Source organism: Achromobacter sp. NCFB-sbj8-Ac1-l (assembly GCF_052695805.1).
Genome location: NZ_CP199812.1, coordinates 1,632,017 through 1,650,908, shown reverse-complemented (window position 1 = coordinate 1,650,908; position 18,892 = coordinate 1,632,017). Strand labels below are relative to the sequence as shown.

At 65.9% G+C, this 18,892-nt stretch carries 21 protein-coding genes; 4 read left to right on the top strand and 17 right to left on the bottom strand.

Annotation, left to right across the window (positions count from 1 at the left end; all coding sequences use genetic code 11):
• Window position 1: 1 nt before the first annotated feature.
• The 4 genes from paaD to paaA form a co-directional block, all read right to left on the bottom strand.
• Window positions 2–490 (bottom strand): 1,2-phenylacetyl-CoA epoxidase subunit PaaD, encoded by a 489-nt coding sequence (gene paaD, locus ACUDP5_RS07560; protein ID WP_263910785.1) that lies wholly within the window; start codon window positions 488–490, stop codon window positions 2–4.
• Window positions 491–504: 14 nt separating this feature from the next.
• Window positions 505–1,269, bottom strand: coding sequence for a 1,2-phenylacetyl-CoA epoxidase subunit PaaC (gene paaC, locus ACUDP5_RS07555; protein WP_263910734.1), 765 nt, complete (start codon window positions 1,267–1,269; stop codon window positions 505–507).
• Between the two features lie 15 nt (window positions 1,270–1,284).
• On the bottom strand, window positions 1,285–1,569 hold the full coding sequence (paaB, locus tag ACUDP5_RS07550; protein WP_175195307.1) for a 1,2-phenylacetyl-CoA epoxidase subunit PaaB: 285 nt from the start codon (window positions 1,567–1,569) through the stop codon (window positions 1,285–1,287).
• 85 nt (window positions 1,570–1,654) lie between these two features.
• Entirely contained in the window at window positions 1,655–2,644 is a 990-nt protein-coding gene (gene paaA / locus ACUDP5_RS07545; protein ID WP_263910732.1) for a 1,2-phenylacetyl-CoA epoxidase subunit PaaA, read from the bottom strand.
• A gap of 172 nt (window positions 2,645–2,816) precedes the next feature.
• Here paaA and paaX point away from each other — a divergent pair, with 172 nt between their 5' ends.
• A complete protein-coding gene (gene paaX, locus ACUDP5_RS07540; RefSeq protein WP_263910731.1) occupies window positions 2,817–3,752 on the top strand; it encodes a phenylacetic acid degradation operon negative regulatory protein PaaX in 936 nt (311 codons plus the stop codon).
• A 24-nt stretch (window positions 3,753–3,776) separates the two neighbouring features.
• Here paaX and ACUDP5_RS07535 read toward each other — a convergent pair whose 3' ends face one another.
• Entirely contained in the window at window positions 3,777–4,421 is a 645-nt protein-coding gene (locus ACUDP5_RS07535; RefSeq protein ID WP_445658480.1) for an NAD(P)H-hydrate epimerase, read from the bottom strand.
• A 5-nt stretch (window positions 4,422–4,426) separates the two neighbouring features.
• Window positions 4,427–4,972 (bottom strand): oligoribonuclease, encoded by a 546-nt coding sequence (gene orn, locus ACUDP5_RS07530; RefSeq protein WP_263910728.1) that lies wholly within the window; start codon window positions 4,970–4,972, stop codon window positions 4,427–4,429.
• A gap of 61 nt (window positions 4,973–5,033) precedes the next feature.
• Here orn and ACUDP5_RS07525 point away from each other — a divergent pair, with 61 nt between their 5' ends.
• Complete coding sequence (locus tag ACUDP5_RS07525; protein WP_263910727.1) at window positions 5,034–6,284, top strand: M48 family metallopeptidase; 1,251 nt, start codon at window positions 5,034–5,036, stop codon at window positions 6,282–6,284.
• Entirely contained in the window at window positions 6,281–7,243 is a 963-nt protein-coding gene (gene rsgA / locus ACUDP5_RS07520; RefSeq protein WP_445658479.1) for a ribosome small subunit-dependent GTPase A, read from the top strand. Before ACUDP5_RS07525 ends, rsgA begins: the two co-directional genes overlap by 4 nt.
• 95 nt (window positions 7,244–7,338) lie before the next feature.
• On the opposite strand, the gene ACUDP5_RS07515 is transcribed toward rsgA, so the two are convergent.
• Both ACUDP5_RS07515 and rplS read right to left on the bottom strand, forming a co-directional pair.
• Window positions 7,339–8,070 (bottom strand): CoA pyrophosphatase, encoded by a 732-nt coding sequence (locus tag ACUDP5_RS07515; RefSeq protein ID WP_445658478.1) that lies wholly within the window; start codon window positions 8,068–8,070, stop codon window positions 7,339–7,341.
• 123 nt (window positions 8,071–8,193) lie between these two features.
• Window positions 8,194–8,574: a 50S ribosomal protein L19 gene (rplS, locus tag ACUDP5_RS07510; protein WP_006218237.1), complete on the bottom strand. Its 381-nt coding sequence runs from the start codon at window positions 8,572–8,574 to the stop codon at window positions 8,194–8,196.
• Window positions 8,575–8,807: 233 nt separating this feature from the next.
• Here rplS and ACUDP5_RS07505 point away from each other — a divergent pair, with 233 nt between their 5' ends.
• Complete coding sequence (locus tag ACUDP5_RS07505; RefSeq protein ID WP_445658477.1) at window positions 8,808–9,680, top strand: EamA family transporter; 873 nt, start codon at window positions 8,808–8,810, stop codon at window positions 9,678–9,680.
• 11 nt (window positions 9,681–9,691) lie between these two features.
• Here ACUDP5_RS07505 and ACUDP5_RS07500 read toward each other — a convergent pair whose 3' ends face one another.
• From ACUDP5_RS07500 to ACUDP5_RS07460, 9 genes are all read right to left on the bottom strand, one after another.
• Window positions 9,692–10,156: a hypothetical protein gene (locus ACUDP5_RS07500; RefSeq protein ID WP_445658476.1), complete on the bottom strand. Its 465-nt coding sequence runs from the start codon at window positions 10,154–10,156 to the stop codon at window positions 9,692–9,694.
• 100 nt (window positions 10,157–10,256) lie between these two features.
• Entirely contained in the window at window positions 10,257–11,609 is a 1,353-nt protein-coding gene (locus tag ACUDP5_RS07495) for a PA0069 family radical SAM protein (RefSeq protein WP_445658475.1), read from the bottom strand.
• Between the two features lie 213 nt (window positions 11,610–11,822).
• Window positions 11,823–13,121, bottom strand: coding sequence for a GTP-binding protein (locus tag ACUDP5_RS07490; protein ID WP_263910718.1), 1,299 nt, complete (start codon window positions 13,119–13,121; stop codon window positions 11,823–11,825).
• A 42-nt stretch (window positions 13,122–13,163) separates the two neighbouring features.
• A complete protein-coding gene (cysD, locus tag ACUDP5_RS07485; protein WP_263910716.1) occupies window positions 13,164–14,072 on the bottom strand; it encodes a sulfate adenylyltransferase subunit CysD in 909 nt (302 codons plus the stop codon).
• A 40-nt stretch (window positions 14,073–14,112) separates the two neighbouring features.
• The gene (locus ACUDP5_RS07480) at window positions 14,113–14,868 is read right to left on the bottom strand and encodes a phosphoadenylyl-sulfate reductase (RefSeq protein WP_263910714.1); all 756 of its coding nucleotides are present in this window, start codon (window positions 14,866–14,868) and stop codon (window positions 14,113–14,115) included.
• On the bottom strand, window positions 14,865–15,929 hold the full coding sequence (locus tag ACUDP5_RS07475) for a sulfate ABC transporter ATP-binding protein (protein ID WP_263910712.1): 1,065 nt from the start codon (window positions 15,927–15,929) through the stop codon (window positions 14,865–14,867). The genes ACUDP5_RS07480 and ACUDP5_RS07475 overlap by 4 nt, the downstream gene beginning before the upstream one ends.
• Window positions 15,930–15,954: 25 nt before the next feature.
• Window positions 15,955–16,854 (bottom strand): sulfate ABC transporter permease subunit CysW, encoded by a 900-nt coding sequence (gene cysW / locus ACUDP5_RS07470; protein WP_263910711.1) that lies wholly within the window; start codon window positions 16,852–16,854, stop codon window positions 15,955–15,957.
• Window positions 16,851–17,741, bottom strand: a complete 891-nt coding sequence (cysT, locus tag ACUDP5_RS07465) for a sulfate ABC transporter permease subunit CysT (protein WP_263910710.1) — start codon at window positions 17,739–17,741, stop codon at window positions 16,851–16,853. The genes cysW and cysT overlap by 4 nt, the downstream gene beginning before the upstream one ends.
• Window positions 17,742–17,765: 24 nt before the next feature.
• Window positions 17,766–18,794, bottom strand: a complete 1,029-nt coding sequence (locus ACUDP5_RS07460) for a sulfate ABC transporter substrate-binding protein (protein ID WP_445658474.1) — start codon at window positions 18,792–18,794, stop codon at window positions 17,766–17,768.
• Between the last annotated feature and the right edge of the window lie 98 nt (window positions 18,795–18,892).

Sequence of the window (18,892 nt, the reverse complement as noted above, 5' to 3'; positions counted from 1 at the left end):
CTCAGTGAGTCTTGAAATAATCGAAGGGCTCGCGGCAGGCGACGCAGCGATACAGCGCCTTGCACGACGTCGAGCCGAAATTGCTGACCAGGCGCGTATCGCGCGAACCGCAGCGCGGGCACTCGATGGCCGGGCCGGCGGCGCGCCGGCTGATGCCCGAGATGTCGATGGCCTGCTGCGCGGGCGCGGCGATGCCGTAGCCCTTGAGCGCGGCACGCCCTTTTTCGCTCATCCAGTCGGTAGTCCAGGCGGGCGACAGGCGGGTCTGCACGCGGACCTCGCCGATGCCGTGGCGCGCCAGCACCTGGCGGATGTCTTCGGTAATCTCGCGCATCGCGGGGCAGCCGGAATAGGTGGGCGTGATGACGACCACACAGGCCTGCCCGTCCCAGGACACCTCGCGCACCACGCCCAGGTCGACCACCGACAGCACGGGAATCTCCGGGTCGGGGACCTCCTGCAGCCAGGCGTAGACCTGGTCGATGGACATGGGCGCCAGCGCGTTCACCAGGAGGCTCCCGGATAGGCACGCGGCAGGAACTGCATTTCGGCCAGCAGGTAGCCCAGTTCTTCGGTGTGCTTGCCTTGCCGGCCGCCCCGGTAGGCCAGGTGGTCCGCGGCCGCAGCATCCGGCACCGTCAGGGTGGCCTCTTGCAGCACTTCGCGCACATGCTGTTCCCAGGGGGCGCGCAGGGCCGCCAGTTCACAGCCGATGCCGCGCGCCGCCATGTCCTGGTCGATGGCATCGTCGGCGAACAGTTCACCGGTGAAGCGCCAGGCGTCGTCGATGGCCGCCTGCATGCGGGCATGGCTGACGTCGGTGCCGTCGCCCAGGCGCACCACCATGTCGGACGAACGCCGCACGTGATAGGTGACCTCTTTGAGCGACTTGGCGGCGATGGCGGCCACGCGCTCGTCGGCCGACTCGGCCAGGCGCTGCAGCAGGAAGTAGTGCCACACGTCGAACAGGAACTGGCGCGCCATGGTGTCGGCGTAGTTGCCATTGGGCCGCTCGACCAGTAGCGGATTGTGGAACTGGTGGGCGTCGCGCAGATACGCCAGCGCGTCTTCGTCGCGGCCGGCGCCTTCGACTTCGCCGGCCAGCGTCAGCCACATGCGGGCCTGGCCCAGCAAATCCAGCGCCGTGTTGGTCAGCGCCAGGTCTTCTTCCAGGATGGGGCCGTGCCCGGTCCAGGCGCCCAGCCGCTGCGACAGGATCAGCGAGCTGTCGCCCAGGCGCAGCAGGTATTCAAAGAAAGTCTTGTCCATGTCTCCCCCGCCGCCTTACATGTGCTTGATTTCTTCGGGCATCGGGAAAAACGTGGGATGCCGGTAGACCTTGCTGTTGGCCGGTTCGAACAGGGGGTCCTTGTCGCCGGGGCTGCTGGCCGAGATATCGGCGGCGCGCACGACCCAGATGCTCAGGCCTTCGTTGCGGCGGGTGTAGACGTCGCGGGCGTGGTTGATCGCCATTTCCGCATCGGGGGCGTGCAGGCTGCCCACGTGCTTGTGCGCCAGGCCGTGCTGGCTGCGGATGAACACTTCCCACAGAGGCCAGTCTTTGCTCATGATGGATATCCTCGAATGCCGGGCGCGCGGCGCCCGGGTATGAATGGGTGACGGGGTGGAGACGCCGGGGCGGGCCCGGCCGGGTTCAGGCGGCCTTGCGTTCGGCCTGCTTGTCGGCGTAGGCGACCAGGGCGTCGCGCACCCAGGCACCCTCTTCGTGCGCCTTGACGCGCGCGGCCAGGCGCTCGCGGTTGCAGGGGCCATTACCCTTGAGCACCGCATAGAACTCGGACCAGTCGATTTCGCCGAAGTCGTAGTGGCCGCGTTCGGCGTTCCACTTCAGTTCGGGATCCGGTACGGTCAGGCCCAGGAATTCGGCTTGCGGCACGGTCTGGTCGACCATCTTCTGGCGCAGTTCGTCGTTGGAGAAGAGCTTGATCTTCCAGGCCATCGACTGGGCGCTGTTGGGCGAGTCGGCATCAGAGGGGCCGAACATCATCAGCGCCGGCCACCACCAGCGGTTCAGGGAGTCCTGCACCATCGCTTTCTGTTCGGGCGTGCCGTGCAGGCACATCTGCATCAGCAGGTCGTAGCCCTGGCGCTGGTGGAAGGACTCTTCCTTACAGACGCGCACCATGGCCCGCGCGTACGGGCCATAGGAACAGCGGCACAGCGGAATCTGGTTGATGATGGCCGAGCCATCGACCAGCCAGCCGATCATGCCGATGTCAGCCCAGCTGAGCGTGGGGTAATTGAAGATGCTGGAGTACTTGGCGCGGCCGGCGTGCAGGTCGTCGATCAGGTCGTCGCGCGACACGCCCAGGGTTTCGGCGGCGCTGTACAGGTAGAGCCCGTGGCCGGCTTCGTCCTGCACCTTGGCCAGGAGGATGGCCTTGCGCTTGAGCGATGGCGCGCGGGTGATCCAGTTGCCTTCGGGCAGCATGCCGACGATTTCAGAGTGCGCGTGCTGCGAGATCTGGCGCACCAGCGTCTTGCGGTAGGCCTCGGGCATCCAGTCCTTGGCCTCGATCCGCACGCCATCGTCGATGCGGCGCTGGAACGTCTGTTCCGGGCCTTCGAGCTGGTCCGCGGTCTTGACCTGCTTGACGCCGGTTTCGACGAGTTGAGCGTACATGGTTGTCTCCTTGAGACGGTTTGCGCAAACGCAAAGCAAACGTCGCGCAGTGCCGTCATGTCATAGGTGGATTATTTAATACAAAAAAACCATTGTCAAACTCAAATCTGTATCACATTGGATTTATGTATCATATCGAGGATCCCGATACCGGCCGTCCCTGGCCCCCCTTATGGCAAACCCTCAGTCGCCCCTGGACCGCTACCTGTCACGCTTGATCAAGAACGATCCGCCGCGGGCCAAATCCCTGTGCGTGAGCCTCTTGGGAGACGCCCTGACGCTGCATGGCGGCGCCATCTGGCTGGGCGACCTGATCGAGCTGCTGGCCCCCCTGGGCATCAACGAACGCCTGCTGCGCACCAGCGTTTTCCGGCTGGTGGCGCAGAACTGGCTGCAGTCCGAACGCCACGGCCGGCGAAGCCTCTACCTGATTTCCGAACACGGCGCACGCCATACCGCGCACGCCTCGCAGCGCATCTACGAGGGCGCTCCGCGTGACTGGAACGGGGAATGGACGCTGGTGGCCCTGCCCCGCACCGGCAACGGCCTGGCCGAGCGCGCCGAGCTGCGCCGCGAATTGGTCTGGGAAGGCTTCGGCATGATCGCGCCGGGCCTGTTCGCCCATCCGCATACCGAGGCCCGCGCGGCGCACGAAATCCTGGAAAAGCTGGGTATCCCCGACCGCGCCCTGGTGCTGTCCGCACGCGACCTGGCCGGGGCGGGCGGCCTGCCCATCGCCAGCCTGGCCTCGCAATGCTGGAACCTGGACGACGTGGCCGAGCAATACCGGCAATTCATCAAGAATTTCGGTCCGCTGGAAAAGCTGCTGGAAGACGCCCCGGCGCCCGCCGAGGCATTCATTGCACGCGTGCTGCTGCTGCATAGCTGGCGCCGGATCGTGCTGCATGACCCCCAACTGCCCACGCCCATGCTGCCGGACAACTGGCCGGGCCACGCGGCGCGCGAGTTGTGCGGGCGCATCTATTGGCGGGTCTTCGATGCCTCGGAAGCCCACCTGGACGCCCTGGCGGGCAAGGACAACGCGCGCTACACGCCCCTGAAGGCCGAAGGCGAGTCGCGCTTCGGCGGACGACCGCAAGCCGCCTGACCGGCGCACGCGAGCGGCAACGGTTCAGCCCGTGGTCGCGGGCGGCGGCATTGCCACGCCCAGATCATGCACGTGGCATTCACCCGCCGCATCACGGCCCTCTCCCGGCGCCTCCAACCCGCGCGCCATGGCAATGAAGCACAGCGTCCAGCGGGCGCGCACGGGCCGGCCCAGCGCCCGGCCGGTATCCGCATCGATGCCGCTGGGCACATCCAGCGCCAGCACCGGCGCAGCGCCCGCATTGACGCGGTCGATCAGGACCTGCCAGGAGATTTCCAGGGGACGGTTCAGGCCAATGCCGAACAGACCGTCGATGATGACGGCGTAACGGTTGAGGTCGGGGTCGGGGTCGGGCAAGACGGCGAGCGCCGCGCCGCCGGCATCGCACCACTGTTGCCAGGCGCGGGCGGCATCAGGCGGCAAGGCGCCCGATCCGGCCGGCATGACCACATCCACCGCGAAGCCGAGCGCCTTGAGCCGCGTGGCCGCGGTCAGCGCATCGCCGCCGTTGTTGCCGGGGCCGGCCAGCGCCAGCACCCGATCGGGCGGGGCAAACCGCGAGGCGATGAAGTCGGCCGCGGCGGCGCCCGCAATGGGCATCAGTTCCCGCCCCTGCGCCAAGGCCAGCTGTTCGGCCTGGCGTATCTGGGTAACGGGAAAGGACGCCATGAGGCTTACACCTTGAGGAAATGCTCGCGGTAGTACTTGAGTTCGTCGATGGATTCGTAGATGTCGGCCAGCGCTTCGTGGCGGCTTTTCTTCTCGAACCCCTTGTATACCGCGGGGGCCCAGCGGCGCGCCAATTCCTTCAGCGTGCTGACGTCCAGGTTGCGGTAATGGAAGAACTGTTCCAGGCGCGGCATGTAAGCAAACATGAAACGGCGGTCCTGGCTGATGGTGTTGCCGCACAGGGGCGACTTGCCGGCCGGCACGTGCTGCGCAAGAAACGCCAACAGCGTATCCTCTGCTTGGTATTCGGAAATCGTCGACGCGCGCACCTTGTCGATCAGGCCGCTCTTGCCGTGGGTGGACTTGTTCCAGTTGTCCATGGCGTCGAGCAGGCTGTCGGGCTGGTGCACCACCAGCACGGGGCCTTCGGCGACCACGGTCAGGTCGGCTTCGGTCACCACCACGGCGACCTCGATGATGCGTTCTTTTTCAGGGTCCAGGCCCGTCATTTCCATGTCGAGCCAGACCAGGCGGTTTTCGTTCACAGCCATATAATTTGCCTATAAAACACGCGATTTTCGCACATACCTACTTGAGCCTGCCGCATTGCCCATGTTCACACTGCTGTTCGTTGCCTTCCTGCTGACCGATATCGCCGTGCGCATGTGGCTGGCCACCCGGCAGATCCGCCACGTGGCGCGCAACCGCGACCAGGTGCCGCCTGAATTCTCGCACCGAATCGGCCTGGCCAGCCACCAGCGGGCGGCGGACTACACGGTGGCCCGGGTCAAGCTGGGCATGCTCGAACGCACCTACGACGCCATCCTGCTGGTGGGCCTGACGCTGATGGGCGGGCTGCAGGCGATTGATCTCCTGGTCGGCCAGCTTACCAGCAATGACTTCCTGCGCCAGATGCTGTTGCTGGTCGCCGTGGCGCTGCTGCTCGGCCTGCTGGGCCTGCCCTTCACGCTGTGGCGCCAGTTCAAGCTCGAAGCCCGCTTCGGCTTCAACCGCATGACGCCCGAACTGTTCCTGTCCGACGCCTTCAAGGGCTTGCTCGTCGCCGCCGTGCTGGGCCTGCCGCTGGCCGCCGCGGTGCTCTGGCTGATGGGCAGCGCCGGGCAGTACTGGTGGGTATGGGCCTGGGCCCTCTGGACCGCCTTCAACCTGGCACTGCTCATCATCTACCCGATGTTCATCGCGCCGCTGTTCAACAAATTCACGCCGCTGTCCGACCCCGAACTGGCCGGCCGCATCCAGCGCCTGGCGCAGCGCTGCGGCTTTGCGCTCAATGGCCTGTTCGTCATGGACGGCTCACGCCGCTCGGCGCATGGCAACGCCTATTTCACAGGTTTTGGCCGCTCGCGCCGCATCGTGTTCTTCGACACCTTGCTGGCCCGCCTGAACGCCGACGAAATCGAAGCCGTGCTGGCCCACGAACTGGGCCATTTCGCCAAGCGCCACATCATCAAGCGCATCCTGTTCAGCTTTGCCGCCGCCCTGGGCTTTTTCGCCATCCTGGGCTGGGTGTCGCAACAGCCCTGGTTCTATGAAGGGCTGGGCGTGCTGCCGCAATTGGGCGGGCGCAACGATGCCATGGCGCTGCTGCTGTTCTTTTTGGCCATTCCCGTTTTCACCTTCATCTTCACCCCGCTGGCCAGTTGGTATTCGCGCCGCGACGAATTCGAAGCCGACCGCTATGCGGCCGAGCAAAGCTCGCCCGACCGCCTGGTATCCGCCCTGGTCAAGCTCTACGACGACAACGCCGCCACCCTGACACCCGATCCCGTGCACTCCGCCTTCTACGATAGCCATCCCCCCGCCGCCGTGCGCATCCGCCACCTGACGGCGCACGCGGCATGAGCCTGTCCGACCGCTCCAAAGCCACCTTCGCCAGCGCGCCGCAAGACAGCGCACCGGCCAACACGGCCAACGAAGGCCGCATCATTGCCGCCCACGGCCGCCACTACACCGTCGAACTCGCCGACGGCAGCCTGCGCAAGTGCTTCCCGCGGGGCAAGAAGGCCGGCGCCGCCGTCGGCGACCGGGTCCGCATCACGCCCCAGGGCCAGGACGAAGGCGCCATCGACGCCATCCTGCCGCGGCGCAACCTGCTGTACCGGTCAGACGAAATGCGCTCCAAGCAATTTGCGTCCAACGTCGACCAGTTGCTGATCGTCGTCGCGGTACAACCCACGTTTTCCGACGACCTGACCGGCCGCGCGCTGGCCGGCGCCTGGAGCGCCGGCATCGCCCCGCTGATCATCCTGAACAAGACCGACCTCGTCGACGCCCTGCCCGCCGCCCGCGCGCGCCTTGCGCCCATCGCCGCGCTGGGCGTGGACATCGTCGAGCTGAGCGCGCTCGAACCCGAAAAAGTGCATACCGTGCTGGCCCCGCGCCTGGCGGGCCGCACCAACCTGCTGCTGGGGCAAAGCGGCATGGGCAAATCCACGCTGCTGAACGCGCTGATCCCCGACGCCCTGGCCGCCACGCGCGAACACTCCACGGCGCTGGACATGGGCAAGCACACCACCACCAGCACGCGCCTGTATCATCTGCCGGCCCCCGGTGGCGACCTGATCGATTCGCCCGGGTTCCAGGCCTTCGGCCTGCAGCACCTGACGCGCGAAGACATCATCCGGGGCTTTCCGGAATTCACCCTACCGATCGAATCCTGCCGCTTCTACAACTGCACCCACCGCCACGAGCCAGGCTGCGGCGTGGTCGCGGCGCTGCAAGCGGGCAAGATCGACCCGGCCCGCTATGCGCTGTACCAGCGCATCCTGGAAGAAAACCTGGCGGGTCAGCAGCGCTACTAAGCCGTCGGCGGCGGCTGCCGGGGCGCATCGACGCCTTGGCACGTCGATCCCGGCTGAGTTCTGCCTGCCACGCTGGCGGCAGGCCGCACAGTCCTTCAGCGCGGCTGAAAGCCGTTGCGCAGCAGGTGGTAAAGGTTGCGCAACATGCCGGCCGTGGCCCCCCAGATGAAGTGCCGGCCATAGGGCATGCCGTAGTAATGGCGTACCCGGCCATCGTCCAGCCGCGCCTCGTACAGGCGGTGGTTGGCCGGGTCCATCAGAAATGCCAGCGGCACTTCGAACACCTCGGCCACCTCGAACGCATCAGGCGCCAACTGGAAACCGGGTGTCACGAGCGACACCACCGGAATGATCGAAAACCCCGTCGCCGTCAGATAGGGCGGCATGCTGCCGAGCACTTCGACGTGATTGGCGGGCAAACCGGTTTCTTCCTGCGCCTCGCGCAGCGCCGCGGCAATCGGGGTGGCGTCGCTGGTTTCGATGCGTCCGCCCGGAAAGCTGACCTGCCCCGCATGGTCATGCAGGTGCGCGGCGCGCTGGGTCAGCATGATGTGCACACCGTTGGTACGCGTGACCAGCGGGATCAGCACGGCAGCCGGCACGGGCACGCCTTCGCGGCCGGGATAGCGCAGATCGTTGTCGCGTGACAGCTCCAGGGTCCAGGTGGACGGCTGGCTGAGCGTGCCGCGCAGCAGATCAGGGGTCAGCAGGTTGGCGGGCACCGCCGGCAGGGAATCGTTGGCGACGACCCATGGCTGCGACGCAGGATCGAATCCGGGACGCGCCAGCGGCCGCCTGGGCCGAGCAGAAGACGAGGAATCAGACATTCGGCTTTTCAATAAGAAAAAGGCACCCTCGCAGGTGCCTTTTTAACCCGGAAACCCGTGCCGAACGAAAACGCTGGATGGCGTGTGCGTCCGACACTGGTAGGGCCGTGTGCCGATAAGCGATCAAGCCGCCGAGGCTTGCTTGCTGACCAGCTTTTCCTTGATACGCGCCGACTTGCCCGAGCGGTTGCGCAGGTAGTACAGCTTGGCGCGGCGCACGTCGCCGCGGCGCTTGACTTCGATGCCGGCGATTTGCGGCGAGTACAGCTGGAACGTACGTTCCACGGCTTCACCCGACGAAATCTTGCGCACGGTGAACGCGGAGTTCAGGCCGCGGTTGCGCTTGGCGATCACGACGCCTTCGAAGGCCTGCACGCGCTTGCGGGTGCCTTCAACGACGTTCACGCTCACGATGACGGTGTCACCGGGAGCAAATTCAGGCTTGGCTTGGCCGCCGGTCAGGCGGGCAATCTCTTCCTGTTCCAGGATAGCGATAAGGTTCATGAGAACTCCTAGATCATCGTGCCTTTGCGGACTAAAACGCTTTGCCGTTCGATGTTGGTTAGGCCGTTAAAACCCATTGGCCTTGTACCGCAAGCAGAGGATGAGATTTGGCAAACCAATGATTCTACACCAAAATTTGCCCGGGGCGTCAGGTAACATGGCGGCCTGCCTATCGCTTTGCGGTACCCTAGCGGTTCCTGTAACAAACACGTCACAAGACGCTGTCTTTCCCCATGTCGTATTCGTCCCTGATATTGGTCGTCCTGGCGGCGATGGCCCACGCAACGTGGAATCTACTCGCCAAGCGCGCGGCCATGGTGGGCGCCCCCTTCGTGTTTGCCTACGGGCTATGCGCCTCGGTGCTGTACGCACCCTGGGTGGTGTGGGTGCTGCTGCACGACGGCATGACATGGACCTGGCCTGTGGTGGGGGCCATTTTGACGTCCAGCCTGTTGCATCTGGGCTACAGCCTGTGCCTGCAGCGCGGCTACCAGGTGGCGGACCTGTCGGTGGTGTACCCGATCGCCCGGGGCACCGGCCCGTTGCTCTCGACCACCGGCGCCTTTTTGCTGCTGCGCGAACCCGCCACGGGCACCGGCATCGCGGGCATGCTGTGCGTGGTGATCGGCGTGCTGTTGATCGCCACGCAAGGTCGGCTGTCGATTTTCCGCAACCCCCAGGCCTGGGTGGGCGTGCGCTGGGGCATGGTGATCGGACTGTTCATTGCCGCCTACACCGTCGTGGACGCCTATGGCGTGAAGGTGCTGTTGATCAGCCCGGTGCTGTTCGACTGGTTTACCTGCGTGACCCGCACCACCATGATGACTCCCCACATGCTGCGCCGACGCGCCCAGGCCTGGGAATCCATGCGCGGCCACTGGCACCTGGCGCTGGCCGTGGGCCTGCTGTCGCCGCTAGGCTACATCCTGGTGCTGTATGCCCTGCGCAATGGCGCGCCACTGAGCCTGGTGGCCCCCGCGCGGGAAATGTCGATGATGCTGGGCACCCTGGCCGGCATGTTCCTGCTGCGCGAGAAAGTGGGGCCGGGCCGGCTGGCCGGCTGCCTGTCGATCCTGGCCGGGGTGGTGCTGCTGGGTTCGACCTGAACCCGACGAAGTCAGAATCCGCCGGCCGCGCCCAGCCACATCAACGCCGGGATCATTGCGCCCCATGCCAGCACCAGCACCACATCCACGACCATGCTCTTGACGCTGACCTGATCGGAGACCGGTTCGACCGTGGCGTTGCCCAGGCTGCGTTCACGCGGGCCCCGTACGACGTTGCCCGCAGCAGGCGCCGCGACGTCGGCGGATGCCGGCGGAAAAGGCCACTTGCCCGGCATCGTGCCGCTGCGGCTGCCGTTGCCGGCCTGAGTCCCCGCCGTCCCGGCAGGCACGGCGCCGGCCGCCCTCCGCGTCTGATCCCTCACCCGGCCATCCGCCCCGGGCGCGGCCGTCCAGGGCATGGCCAGTTCGCTGAAACGGGCGCCAAACGTCCGGACGCGTTGCACGGCGCGGCGCAGCGGGGTCAGCGATACGGCGGCAAGATCGTCCGGCAGGACGGAAAGTTGAGCGGTGTTCATAGGAACTCCTTGGTAGCGCGGTAAAAACGACAGTCAGGATCGACGGGTAATAACAGCGGCCCAGCCAGACGGACGACAGCGGCCGTCCGACACCCAGGCGTCAGTCAAATAAGGACAGCTGCCCGGCAGCCACGGCGCGCCATTGGCGCTCGCCGCGCACCAAGGCGCCGCCCGCAGGCGGGACGCTGGAAAAAGGGACCCCTGAAGACGCTTTCGCGCCAACCGGGGATAGGAAAACGGGGGAATCGGGCACACCGGCGGCCGCCGAAAACAAGGAGTCGGCGCCACCCGCCGCCAAGGGCGGCTGGAAACGGTCGGTATCCAGCGCCAGGCGATGGCGGTTCAGGCCCAGCTTGCGGGTGGCCACGGCAAACCGCTGGCGCAGCAGGTCGGCCCAGATGCCGGTGCCGCGCATGCGCGAGCCGAAGTTGGGATCGTTGCGGCGGCCATTGCGCAGGTCTTCGATGCGGTGCAGCACGCGCTGGGCGCGATCCGGGTAGTGTGCGTTGAGCCAGTCTTCGAACAGGGTTTTGACTTCCCAGGGCAGCCGGATGACGGTGTAGCTGGCGTAATGCGCGCCGGCCGCCTTGGATTCCTGCAGGATGTGTTCCATGGCGTCGTCGTTGATGAACGGGATAACGGGCGCCACCAGCACCCCGACCGGCACGCCGGCGTCCGTGAGGTTGCGCACGGCTTCCAGGCGGCGCCAGGGCGCGGCGGCGCGCGGTTCCAGCGTGCGGGCCATGCCGGCGTCCAGCGTGGTGATGCTCATGTAGACCACCACCAGCTTCTGTTCGGCCAGCGCAGCCAGGAGGTCCAGGTCACGGGCGACCAGCGCGTTCTTGGTGACGATGGTGACCGGGTGCCGGGTTTCCAGCATCAGTTCGAGCATGCCGCGCGTCAGGCGCCAATCGCGCTCGATGGGCTGGTAGGCGTCGGTAGCCGACCCGATATTGATGGGCGACGGCTTGTACCCCGGCCGGCTGATTTCGGCCCGCAGCGCCTGGACCGCATTGGCCTTGGCCACGAGGCGGGTTTCGAAGTCCAGCCCGGGGGAATAGCCCAGGTAGGAATGGGTGGGCCGGGCATAGCAGTAGACGCAGCCGTGTTCGCACCCGCGGTACGGGTTGACTGCCACGTCGAAGGGAATGTCGGGCGAATCATTGCGCGACAGGATCTTGCGGGCTTCTTCGGCAGTGACGGTCGTCTTGGGGGCCGCGGGCGCCAGTCGGGCGTCGGGCAGGATGGGAATGACTTTGGGGGAAATATCGGGGACAGCATCGACGAAATCAGCCGGGAGACCCGAAGCGGACCAGCCGTCGTCGACCTGCACGCGGTCATCGCGCTGAAAGCGATGCCGAACATTAGTAACCGCACCCCGACCGCGCAAGGCGGCGGGGGCGGCAGCCGGGGACCCAGAACCGGCGGGAAAAGAATGATCGGTGCGTGCCATGAAAACTACTGTACAAAAACACAGTGGTTTTGACAAGCACCAAAAGCCTTTTCGTAAGACAGCCCCACTTTACCGCAAGACGAAGACGCCGTCCGGAGAATTCGATTTCATCTTGCGATATCGCCCGGAAACCCGCACCAGCATTAGGTTTGGAATAAAAACAACACCCCATTTCACGACCCTTGGGGCGTTGTTTTCCGGCCCTCCTGCGGTTTACCGAAGCATGCCCGCCGCCGCCGTCTGATGCGTGGCCTCGTCGATCAAAATGAAGGCGCCGGTCGCTGCCACATCGTCGTATCGATCGACCGCCAACGCTTCACGCGTAGTGAACGTGACGCGACCGATGTCGTTCATGCGCAGCGTGCCTTCCGTGTTCTGCACTTCCTGCAGTTCGTGGATATCGCGATGAGACAGCACCGCGCGAATCTTCGCCGATGTCAGTCGCGTGCCATGCTTGAGCAAATACTTGCGCGCAGGATTCAGCGGCTGCGTGTCGAGCCAGCACAGCTCGGCTTCGAACTCGCGCGCGACTTGCGCTTGCGCCTGCGCGTGCACGATCACGTCGCCGCGCGACACGTCGACATCACGGTCCAGCACCAAGGTGACCGAATCGCCGGCCACCGCTTCATCGAGCACGCGGTCGAACACGCGCACCTCGCGCACGCGCGCCGTCACACCCGACGGCTGCACGGCGATCTCGTCGCCCGGACGCAGTACGCCGCTGGCGATGCGGCCCGCATAGCCGCGGAAGTCGTCCTTGCGATCGCCATCGTGGCGCGCCACCCATTGCACCGGAAAACGCAGCGGGCCGCTGCGGCCATCGCCGGACAGGTCCAGCGATTCCAGCAGCGTCAGCAGCGGCTGCCCCGTGTACCAGGGCGTCTTGTCCGACAGCGTCACCACGTTGTCGCCATTCAGCGCTGACAGCGGCAGCGCATCGAAGTGCGCGATGCCGAGTTTGCCCGCCAGGTCGGCATAGGCGTCGCGGATGCGCTCGAACACCGCGCGGTCCCAGTCCACCAGATCCATCTTGTTGACCGCCACCACGATGTGGCGGATGCCCAGCAGGCGAGCGATGGTGCTGTGGCGCTTGGTCTGCGGCAAGAGCTTGCCATCGGCTGCGCGGGTGGCGTCGATCAGGATCACCGCCACGTCCGCCGTGGACGCGCCCGTCACCATGTTGCGGGTGTACTGCTCGTGGCCCGGCGCGTCGGCGATGATGAACTTGCGGGCGGGCGTCGAGAAGTAGCGGTAGGCCACGTCGATCGTGATGCCCTGCTCGCGCTCGGCCTCCAGGCCATCGGTCAGCAGCGAGAAGTCGATGCCGCCTTCGGCCACGCGCTTGTACTTGGCGCGCGAGATCGCATCCAGCTGGTCGGCGAACACGCCCTTGCTGTCATACAGCAGGCGGCCGATCAGCGTGGATTTGCCGTCGTCGACCGAACCGGCCGTGATCAGGCGCAGCACGCCCGTGCCGGCGCCCGAAAGAAAAGAATCGTTTACTGCATTCATGTGCGTCCCCTGTGGCCGGCGCTGCGCCGGCCGCTCGTGCAATCAGAAATAGCCTTCTTTCTTGCGGCGCTCCATCGAGGCCTCGGAAGTCTGGTCGTCCATGCGCGTGGCGCCGCGCTCGGTGATATCGGTCACGGCCGTCTCGGCGATGATGGCGGCGGTGTCGGCGGCGTCGGACGCCACCGGGCAGGTGCAGGAGATATCGCCCACCGTGCGGAACCGCACCGGCAGGCGCTCGACCGTCTCGCCGTCCTGCGGCGGCGTCAGGCGCGTCACGGGCACGAGCAAGCCCTTGCGCCGGATCACCTCGCGCTCATGGCTGAAATAGATGGGCGGCAGGGCCAGCTGCTCGCGCTGGATGTATTGCCAGACGTCCAGTTCGGTCCAGTTCGAGATCGGGAACACCCGCATGTTCTCGCCGCGATGCACCCGCGTGTTGAACAGGCTCCACAGTTCCGGGCGCTGGGCCTTCGGGTCCCATTGGCCGAACTCGTCACGAAACGAGAAGATGCGCTCCTTGGCACGCGCCTTTTCCTCGTCGCGGCGGGCGCCGCCGATGCAGGCGTCAAAGCCGAATTCCTCGATCGCCTCCAGCAGCGTCACGGCCTGGGCCGCGTTGCGCGAATCGGTCTCGCGGCGCAGCACCACGCTGCCACGCTTGATCGAGTCTTCCACGCTGCGCACGATCAGCGTCTCGCCCAGCTCGGCGGCGCGGGCATCGCGAAAGGCGATGACCTCGTCGAAGTTGTGGCCGGTGTCGATGTGCATCAACGGAAACGGGAAGCGCCCGGGGCGAAAGGCCTTCTCGGCCAGGCGCAGCAGCACCACCGAGTCCTTGCCGCCCGAAAACAGCAGCACGGGCTTTTCGCTCTCGGCGGCCACCTCGCGCATGATGAATATGGCTTCCGATTCCAGCCAGTCCAGGTGGCTGCGTTGGATCACTGCGGACATAGGTATTCCCCTAAAACAGATTTCTGATGGGTGGCGAGCGTCACGCGCGTTCCGGCACGACGCTGATGACCCGGTTGCCTGCGTGCAGGCCGCATTCCTTGGAGTCCGACGACTCCCACCACCACCGCCCCGCCCTCAGGTCTTCGCCCGGACGGATCGCGCGGGTACAGGGTTCGCAGCCGATGGACGGATAGCCCTGGTCGTGCAACGGGTTGTAGGGAATGCCCAGGGCGCGGATGACGCCCCAGACATCCGCTTCGCTCCAGTCGGCCAGCGGGTTGAACTTGTAGAGACCGAAGGTCTTGTCGTCTTCTTCCAGGTGCAGTTCGCCGCGCGTGGTCGACTGCGCCCGCCGCTGGCCCGTGATCCAGGCGCCCCGGCCGGCCAGCGCACGCTTGAGCGGCTCGACCTTGCGAATCTGGCAACAGGCTTTGCGCAGGTCCACGCTTTCGTAGAAGGCAAAGGCGCCGTGCTCGGCCACGTGCTGCTCGACGGCGGCCGCCACCGGCCGATACACGGTGACGTCGCGCCCATAGCGCTGGCGCACGGCATCCAGCACCCCCAGCGTTTCGGCGTGCAGGCGGCCGGTGTCCAGCGTGAAGACCTCCAGGTCCAGCCCCGATTCATAGATGGCGTGCGTCAGCACCATGTCCTCGGCCGCCAGGGACGAGGCCAGCGCAGCGTCGGGATAGCGCTGTGGGATAGCCGCAAGGCGGGACGTCAGTTCAGCCCAGCGCGCCGCCAGCACCGGATCGGCATCCAGCCCGGCCTGCGAAGACAGTTCGGTCGTGGTCATGATTGCACCGCAAAAATGCGTGCCCGCCGCGGACGGGCCAACAAGGTTTCGCCATCTTTCAGGCCCAATTCCCGGTACAGGTGCTCGGGCACCTCGGCCTCGATGATGGCGTCGGAGTCCTGGCGCGTCAGTTCCAGATAGGCGCTGGGACCGGCCAGATAGGCATGGGCCAGGCGTACCGGGATGCCGGCACCGCCGGCCTGATAGCGTTCGATATCCAGTTCATGCGGCCGCACATAGGCGGTGGCACGCTGGTTTTCGGCCTGCGCCAGCTCGGGCGCCGGCAGCGACAGGCCCGCGCCTTCCCACACGCCCCGGCTGGCCACGCCTTGAAGCTGATTGACGTCGCCCAGAAAGCCGTAGACGAACGGCGTGGCCGGCTCTTCCCAGACTTCGCGCGGCGTGCCCACCTGTTCGATCTTGCCCGCATTCATCAGCACCACCCGGTCGGCCACCTCCAGCGCCTCTTCCTGGTCGTGCGTGACGAACACGCTGGCCACATTCAGTTCGTCGTGCAGCCGGCGCAACCAGCGACGCAGCTCCTTGCGCACCTTGGCGTCGAGCGCGCCGAACGGCTCGTCCAGCAGCAGCACGCGGGGTTCCACCGCCAAGGCGCGCGCCAGGGCGATGCGTTGGCGCTGGCCGCCCGACAGCTGGGCCGGGTAGCGGTCCGCCAGCCAATCCAGTTGCACCAGCCCCAGCAGGTCATGCACCTTGCGCCGGATCTGGTCTTCCGCGGGCCGTTGCGAACGATGCTTGACCCGCAGTCCAAAGGCCACGTTCTCGAACACGGTCATGTGCTTGAACAACGCGTAGTGCTGGAATACGAATCCCACCTGGCGCTGGCGCACGTCCACGGACGTCGCGTCCTCGCCGGCAAACAGCACGCTGCCGCTGTCGGCCGATTCCAGCCCCGCAATGATGCGCAGCAGCGTGGTCTTGCCGCAGCCCGAAGGCCCCAGCAGCGCCACCAGCTCGCCCGTCTCGATGTGCAGGGATACGTCGTTCAGCGCCCGGAACTGGCCGAAACGCTTGGATAGGTTGCGAACTTCGATGCTCATGCTTGTCTCCGTCTGGCCGGCCGCGTCAGGCGGCGGCCGGCTTGATGGCCGTCGCGGGCCCGGGATACTCGACCGGCAGTTCGGCGGCCCGCAGGTAGCGCGCATTGCGCCACTCGACCACGTTCTTGGCCACCAGCGTCACCAGCGCCAGCAGCGCCAGCAGCGAGGCCACGGCAAATGCCGCCGAGTACTGGTATTCGTTGTAGAGAATCTCCACGTGCAGGGTCATGGTGTTGGTCAGGCCGCGGATCTGGCCGGACACGACCGACACCGCGCCGAACTCGCCCATGGCGCGCGCATTGCAGAGAATCGCGCCATACAACAGGCCCCACTTGATGTTGGGCAGGGTCACCCGCCAGAAGATCTGCCAGCCGCTGGCGCCCAACGTCAACGCGGCCTGCTCCTCTTCGCTGCCCTGCGCCTGCATCAGCGGAATCAGCTCACGCGCCACGAACGGAAAGGTTACGAACAGCGTGGCCAGGATGATGCCCGGCACGGCATAGACGATCTTGATGTCGTTGTCCTGCAACCAGCTGCCGAACCAGCCCTGCGTGCCGAACAGCAGCACGAACACCAGCCCCGCCACCACGGGCGACACCGAGAATGGCAGGTCGATCAGGGTGATCAGGAACTGCTTGCCGCGGAACTGGAATTTGGTGATGGCCCAGGCGGCGGCCACGCCGAACACCAGGTTCACCGGCAGCGCGATGGCGGCCACCAGCAACGTCAGCCGGATGGCCGACCAGGCGTCGGGCTCGACGATGGCATCGAGATACAGTTGCCAGCCCTTGCGGAAGGCTTCGACGAACACGGCGGCCAGCGGCACCAGCAGGAACAGCGTCAGGAAACCCAGCGCCAGGAACAGCAGGATGCCGCGCACCCAGCGCGGCTCGGTCAGGTGGGCGGGACGGTCCGCAACGCTCATGCCTGTCTCCCTTGGCCGCGGCGGGCCTGCCAGCCCTGCAGCAGATTGATGACAAAGAGCAGCACGAAGGACAACACCAGCATCACGGTCGCGATCGCCGCGGCACCCGCGTAGTCGAACTGCTCCAACTTCGCGATGATCAGCAGCGGCGTGATCTCGGACACCATCGGCATATTGCCGGCGATGAACACCACCGATCCGTATTCCCCCACCGCGCGGGCAAACGCCAGCGCGAACCCGGTCATCAGCGCCGGCAGGATGGTCGGCAGCAGCACGCGCCGGATGGTCTGCCAGCGGTCGGCGCCCAGGCTGGCCGCCGCCTCTTCGATCTCGCGTTCGACGTCTTCCAGCACCGGCTGCACCGTGCGCACCACGAACGGCACGCCGATGAAGATCAGCGCAATGACGATGCCCAGCGGCGTGAACGCCACCTTCAGGCCGAACCACTCGGCCAGCGGCGCGCCCAGCCAGCCTTTCTCGGAATACAGCGCCGTCAGCGCGATGCCGGCTACCGCCGTGGGCAGCGCGAACGGCAAGTCGACCAGTGCGTCCAGGATCTTCTTGCCCGGAAAGCGGTAGCGCACCAGCACCCAGGCCACGATCGTGCCGAACACCAGGTTCACCAACGCGGCCAGCAGCGACGCGCCGAAGGTCAGCTGATAAGACGCCACCACGCGTGGCGCCGTCACGGCGTCCCAAAAGCCCTGCCAGCCGAGCGAGGCGCTCTTGATCGGCAATGCTGCCAGGGGAATCAGCACGAGCACGCTCAGATAGAGCACCGCGTAGCCCATGGAAATGCCGAAACCGGGCAGCACGCCCGGGCTGTTGCGCCGAACGGCAAAAGGCGCCTGCGCGCCCTTTGCCGTCGGAATCGAGGCTGAAGTCATGGCCGTCGTCCGCTGGTGGTCCGCTTACTTGTTCTGCGGCTGGTAGATCTGGTCAAACGTGCCGCCGTCGCTGAAGTGGTCCTTCTGCGCCTTGCGCCAGCCGCCGAAGATCTTGTCGTCGATGGTCACGAGCTTGACCTTCGGGAACTTGCTCTCGTACTTGGCGGCCACGGTCTTGTCGATCGGGCGGTAGTAGTTCTTGGCGATGATTTCCTGCGCGGCAGGGGTGTACAGGAATTCAAGATAGGCCTGGGCCGCGGCGCGCGTGCCCTTCTTGTCGACGATCTTGTCGACGATGGCCACGGGCGGTTCGGCCAGGATGGACAGCGACGGCACCACGATGTCGAACTTGTCCGGCCCCAGTTCCTCGAGCGCCAGGAAGGCCTCGTTTTCCCAGGCCAGCAGCACGTCGCCCACGCCACGCTCGACGAAGGTGGTGGTGGCGCCCCGGGCGCCGGTATCCAGCACCGGCACGTGCTTGAGCAGGTCGCCGACATAGGCGCGCGCCTTCTCTTCGCTGCCACCGTTCTTTTCCAGCGCGTAGGCCCACGCCGCCAGGTAGTTCCAGCGCGCGCCACCCGAAGTCTTCGGATTGGGCGTGATCACCTGCACGCCGTCCTTGACCAGGTCGTCCCAGTCCTTGATCTGCTTGGGGTTGCCCTTGCGCACCAGGAACACGATGGTCGAGGTGTACGGCGAGCTGTTCTGCGGCAGGCGCGCCTGCCAGTTCTCGGGCACCAGGCCGCGGTCGGCGATGGCATCGATGTCGTAGGCCAGCGCCAGCGTCACCACATCGGCTTCCAGCCCGTCGATGACCGAGCGCGCCTGGCGGCCCGAACCGCCGTGCGACTGGCGGATCGTCAGGTCGACGTTGGCTTTTTCCTTGTATTGCTTGATGAAGGCGTCATCGATGGCGCGGTACAGTTCGCGCGTCGGATCGTAGGACACGTTCAACAGGGTCTGCTTCTGCTGTGCCTGGGCCGGCGCGATCGCGGCAAAGGACACCGTCACTGCGGCCAAGGCGGCCAACCAACCCGCTTTCCTGAAAGACATTCCTTGCTCCCTTCCCATGTTTGGCAATGTGGAAGCAAGTTTGCCGGGCGCCTGATCTGAACGGAACGAATCATTCTTTGATTGCTCATCGCTCCCAG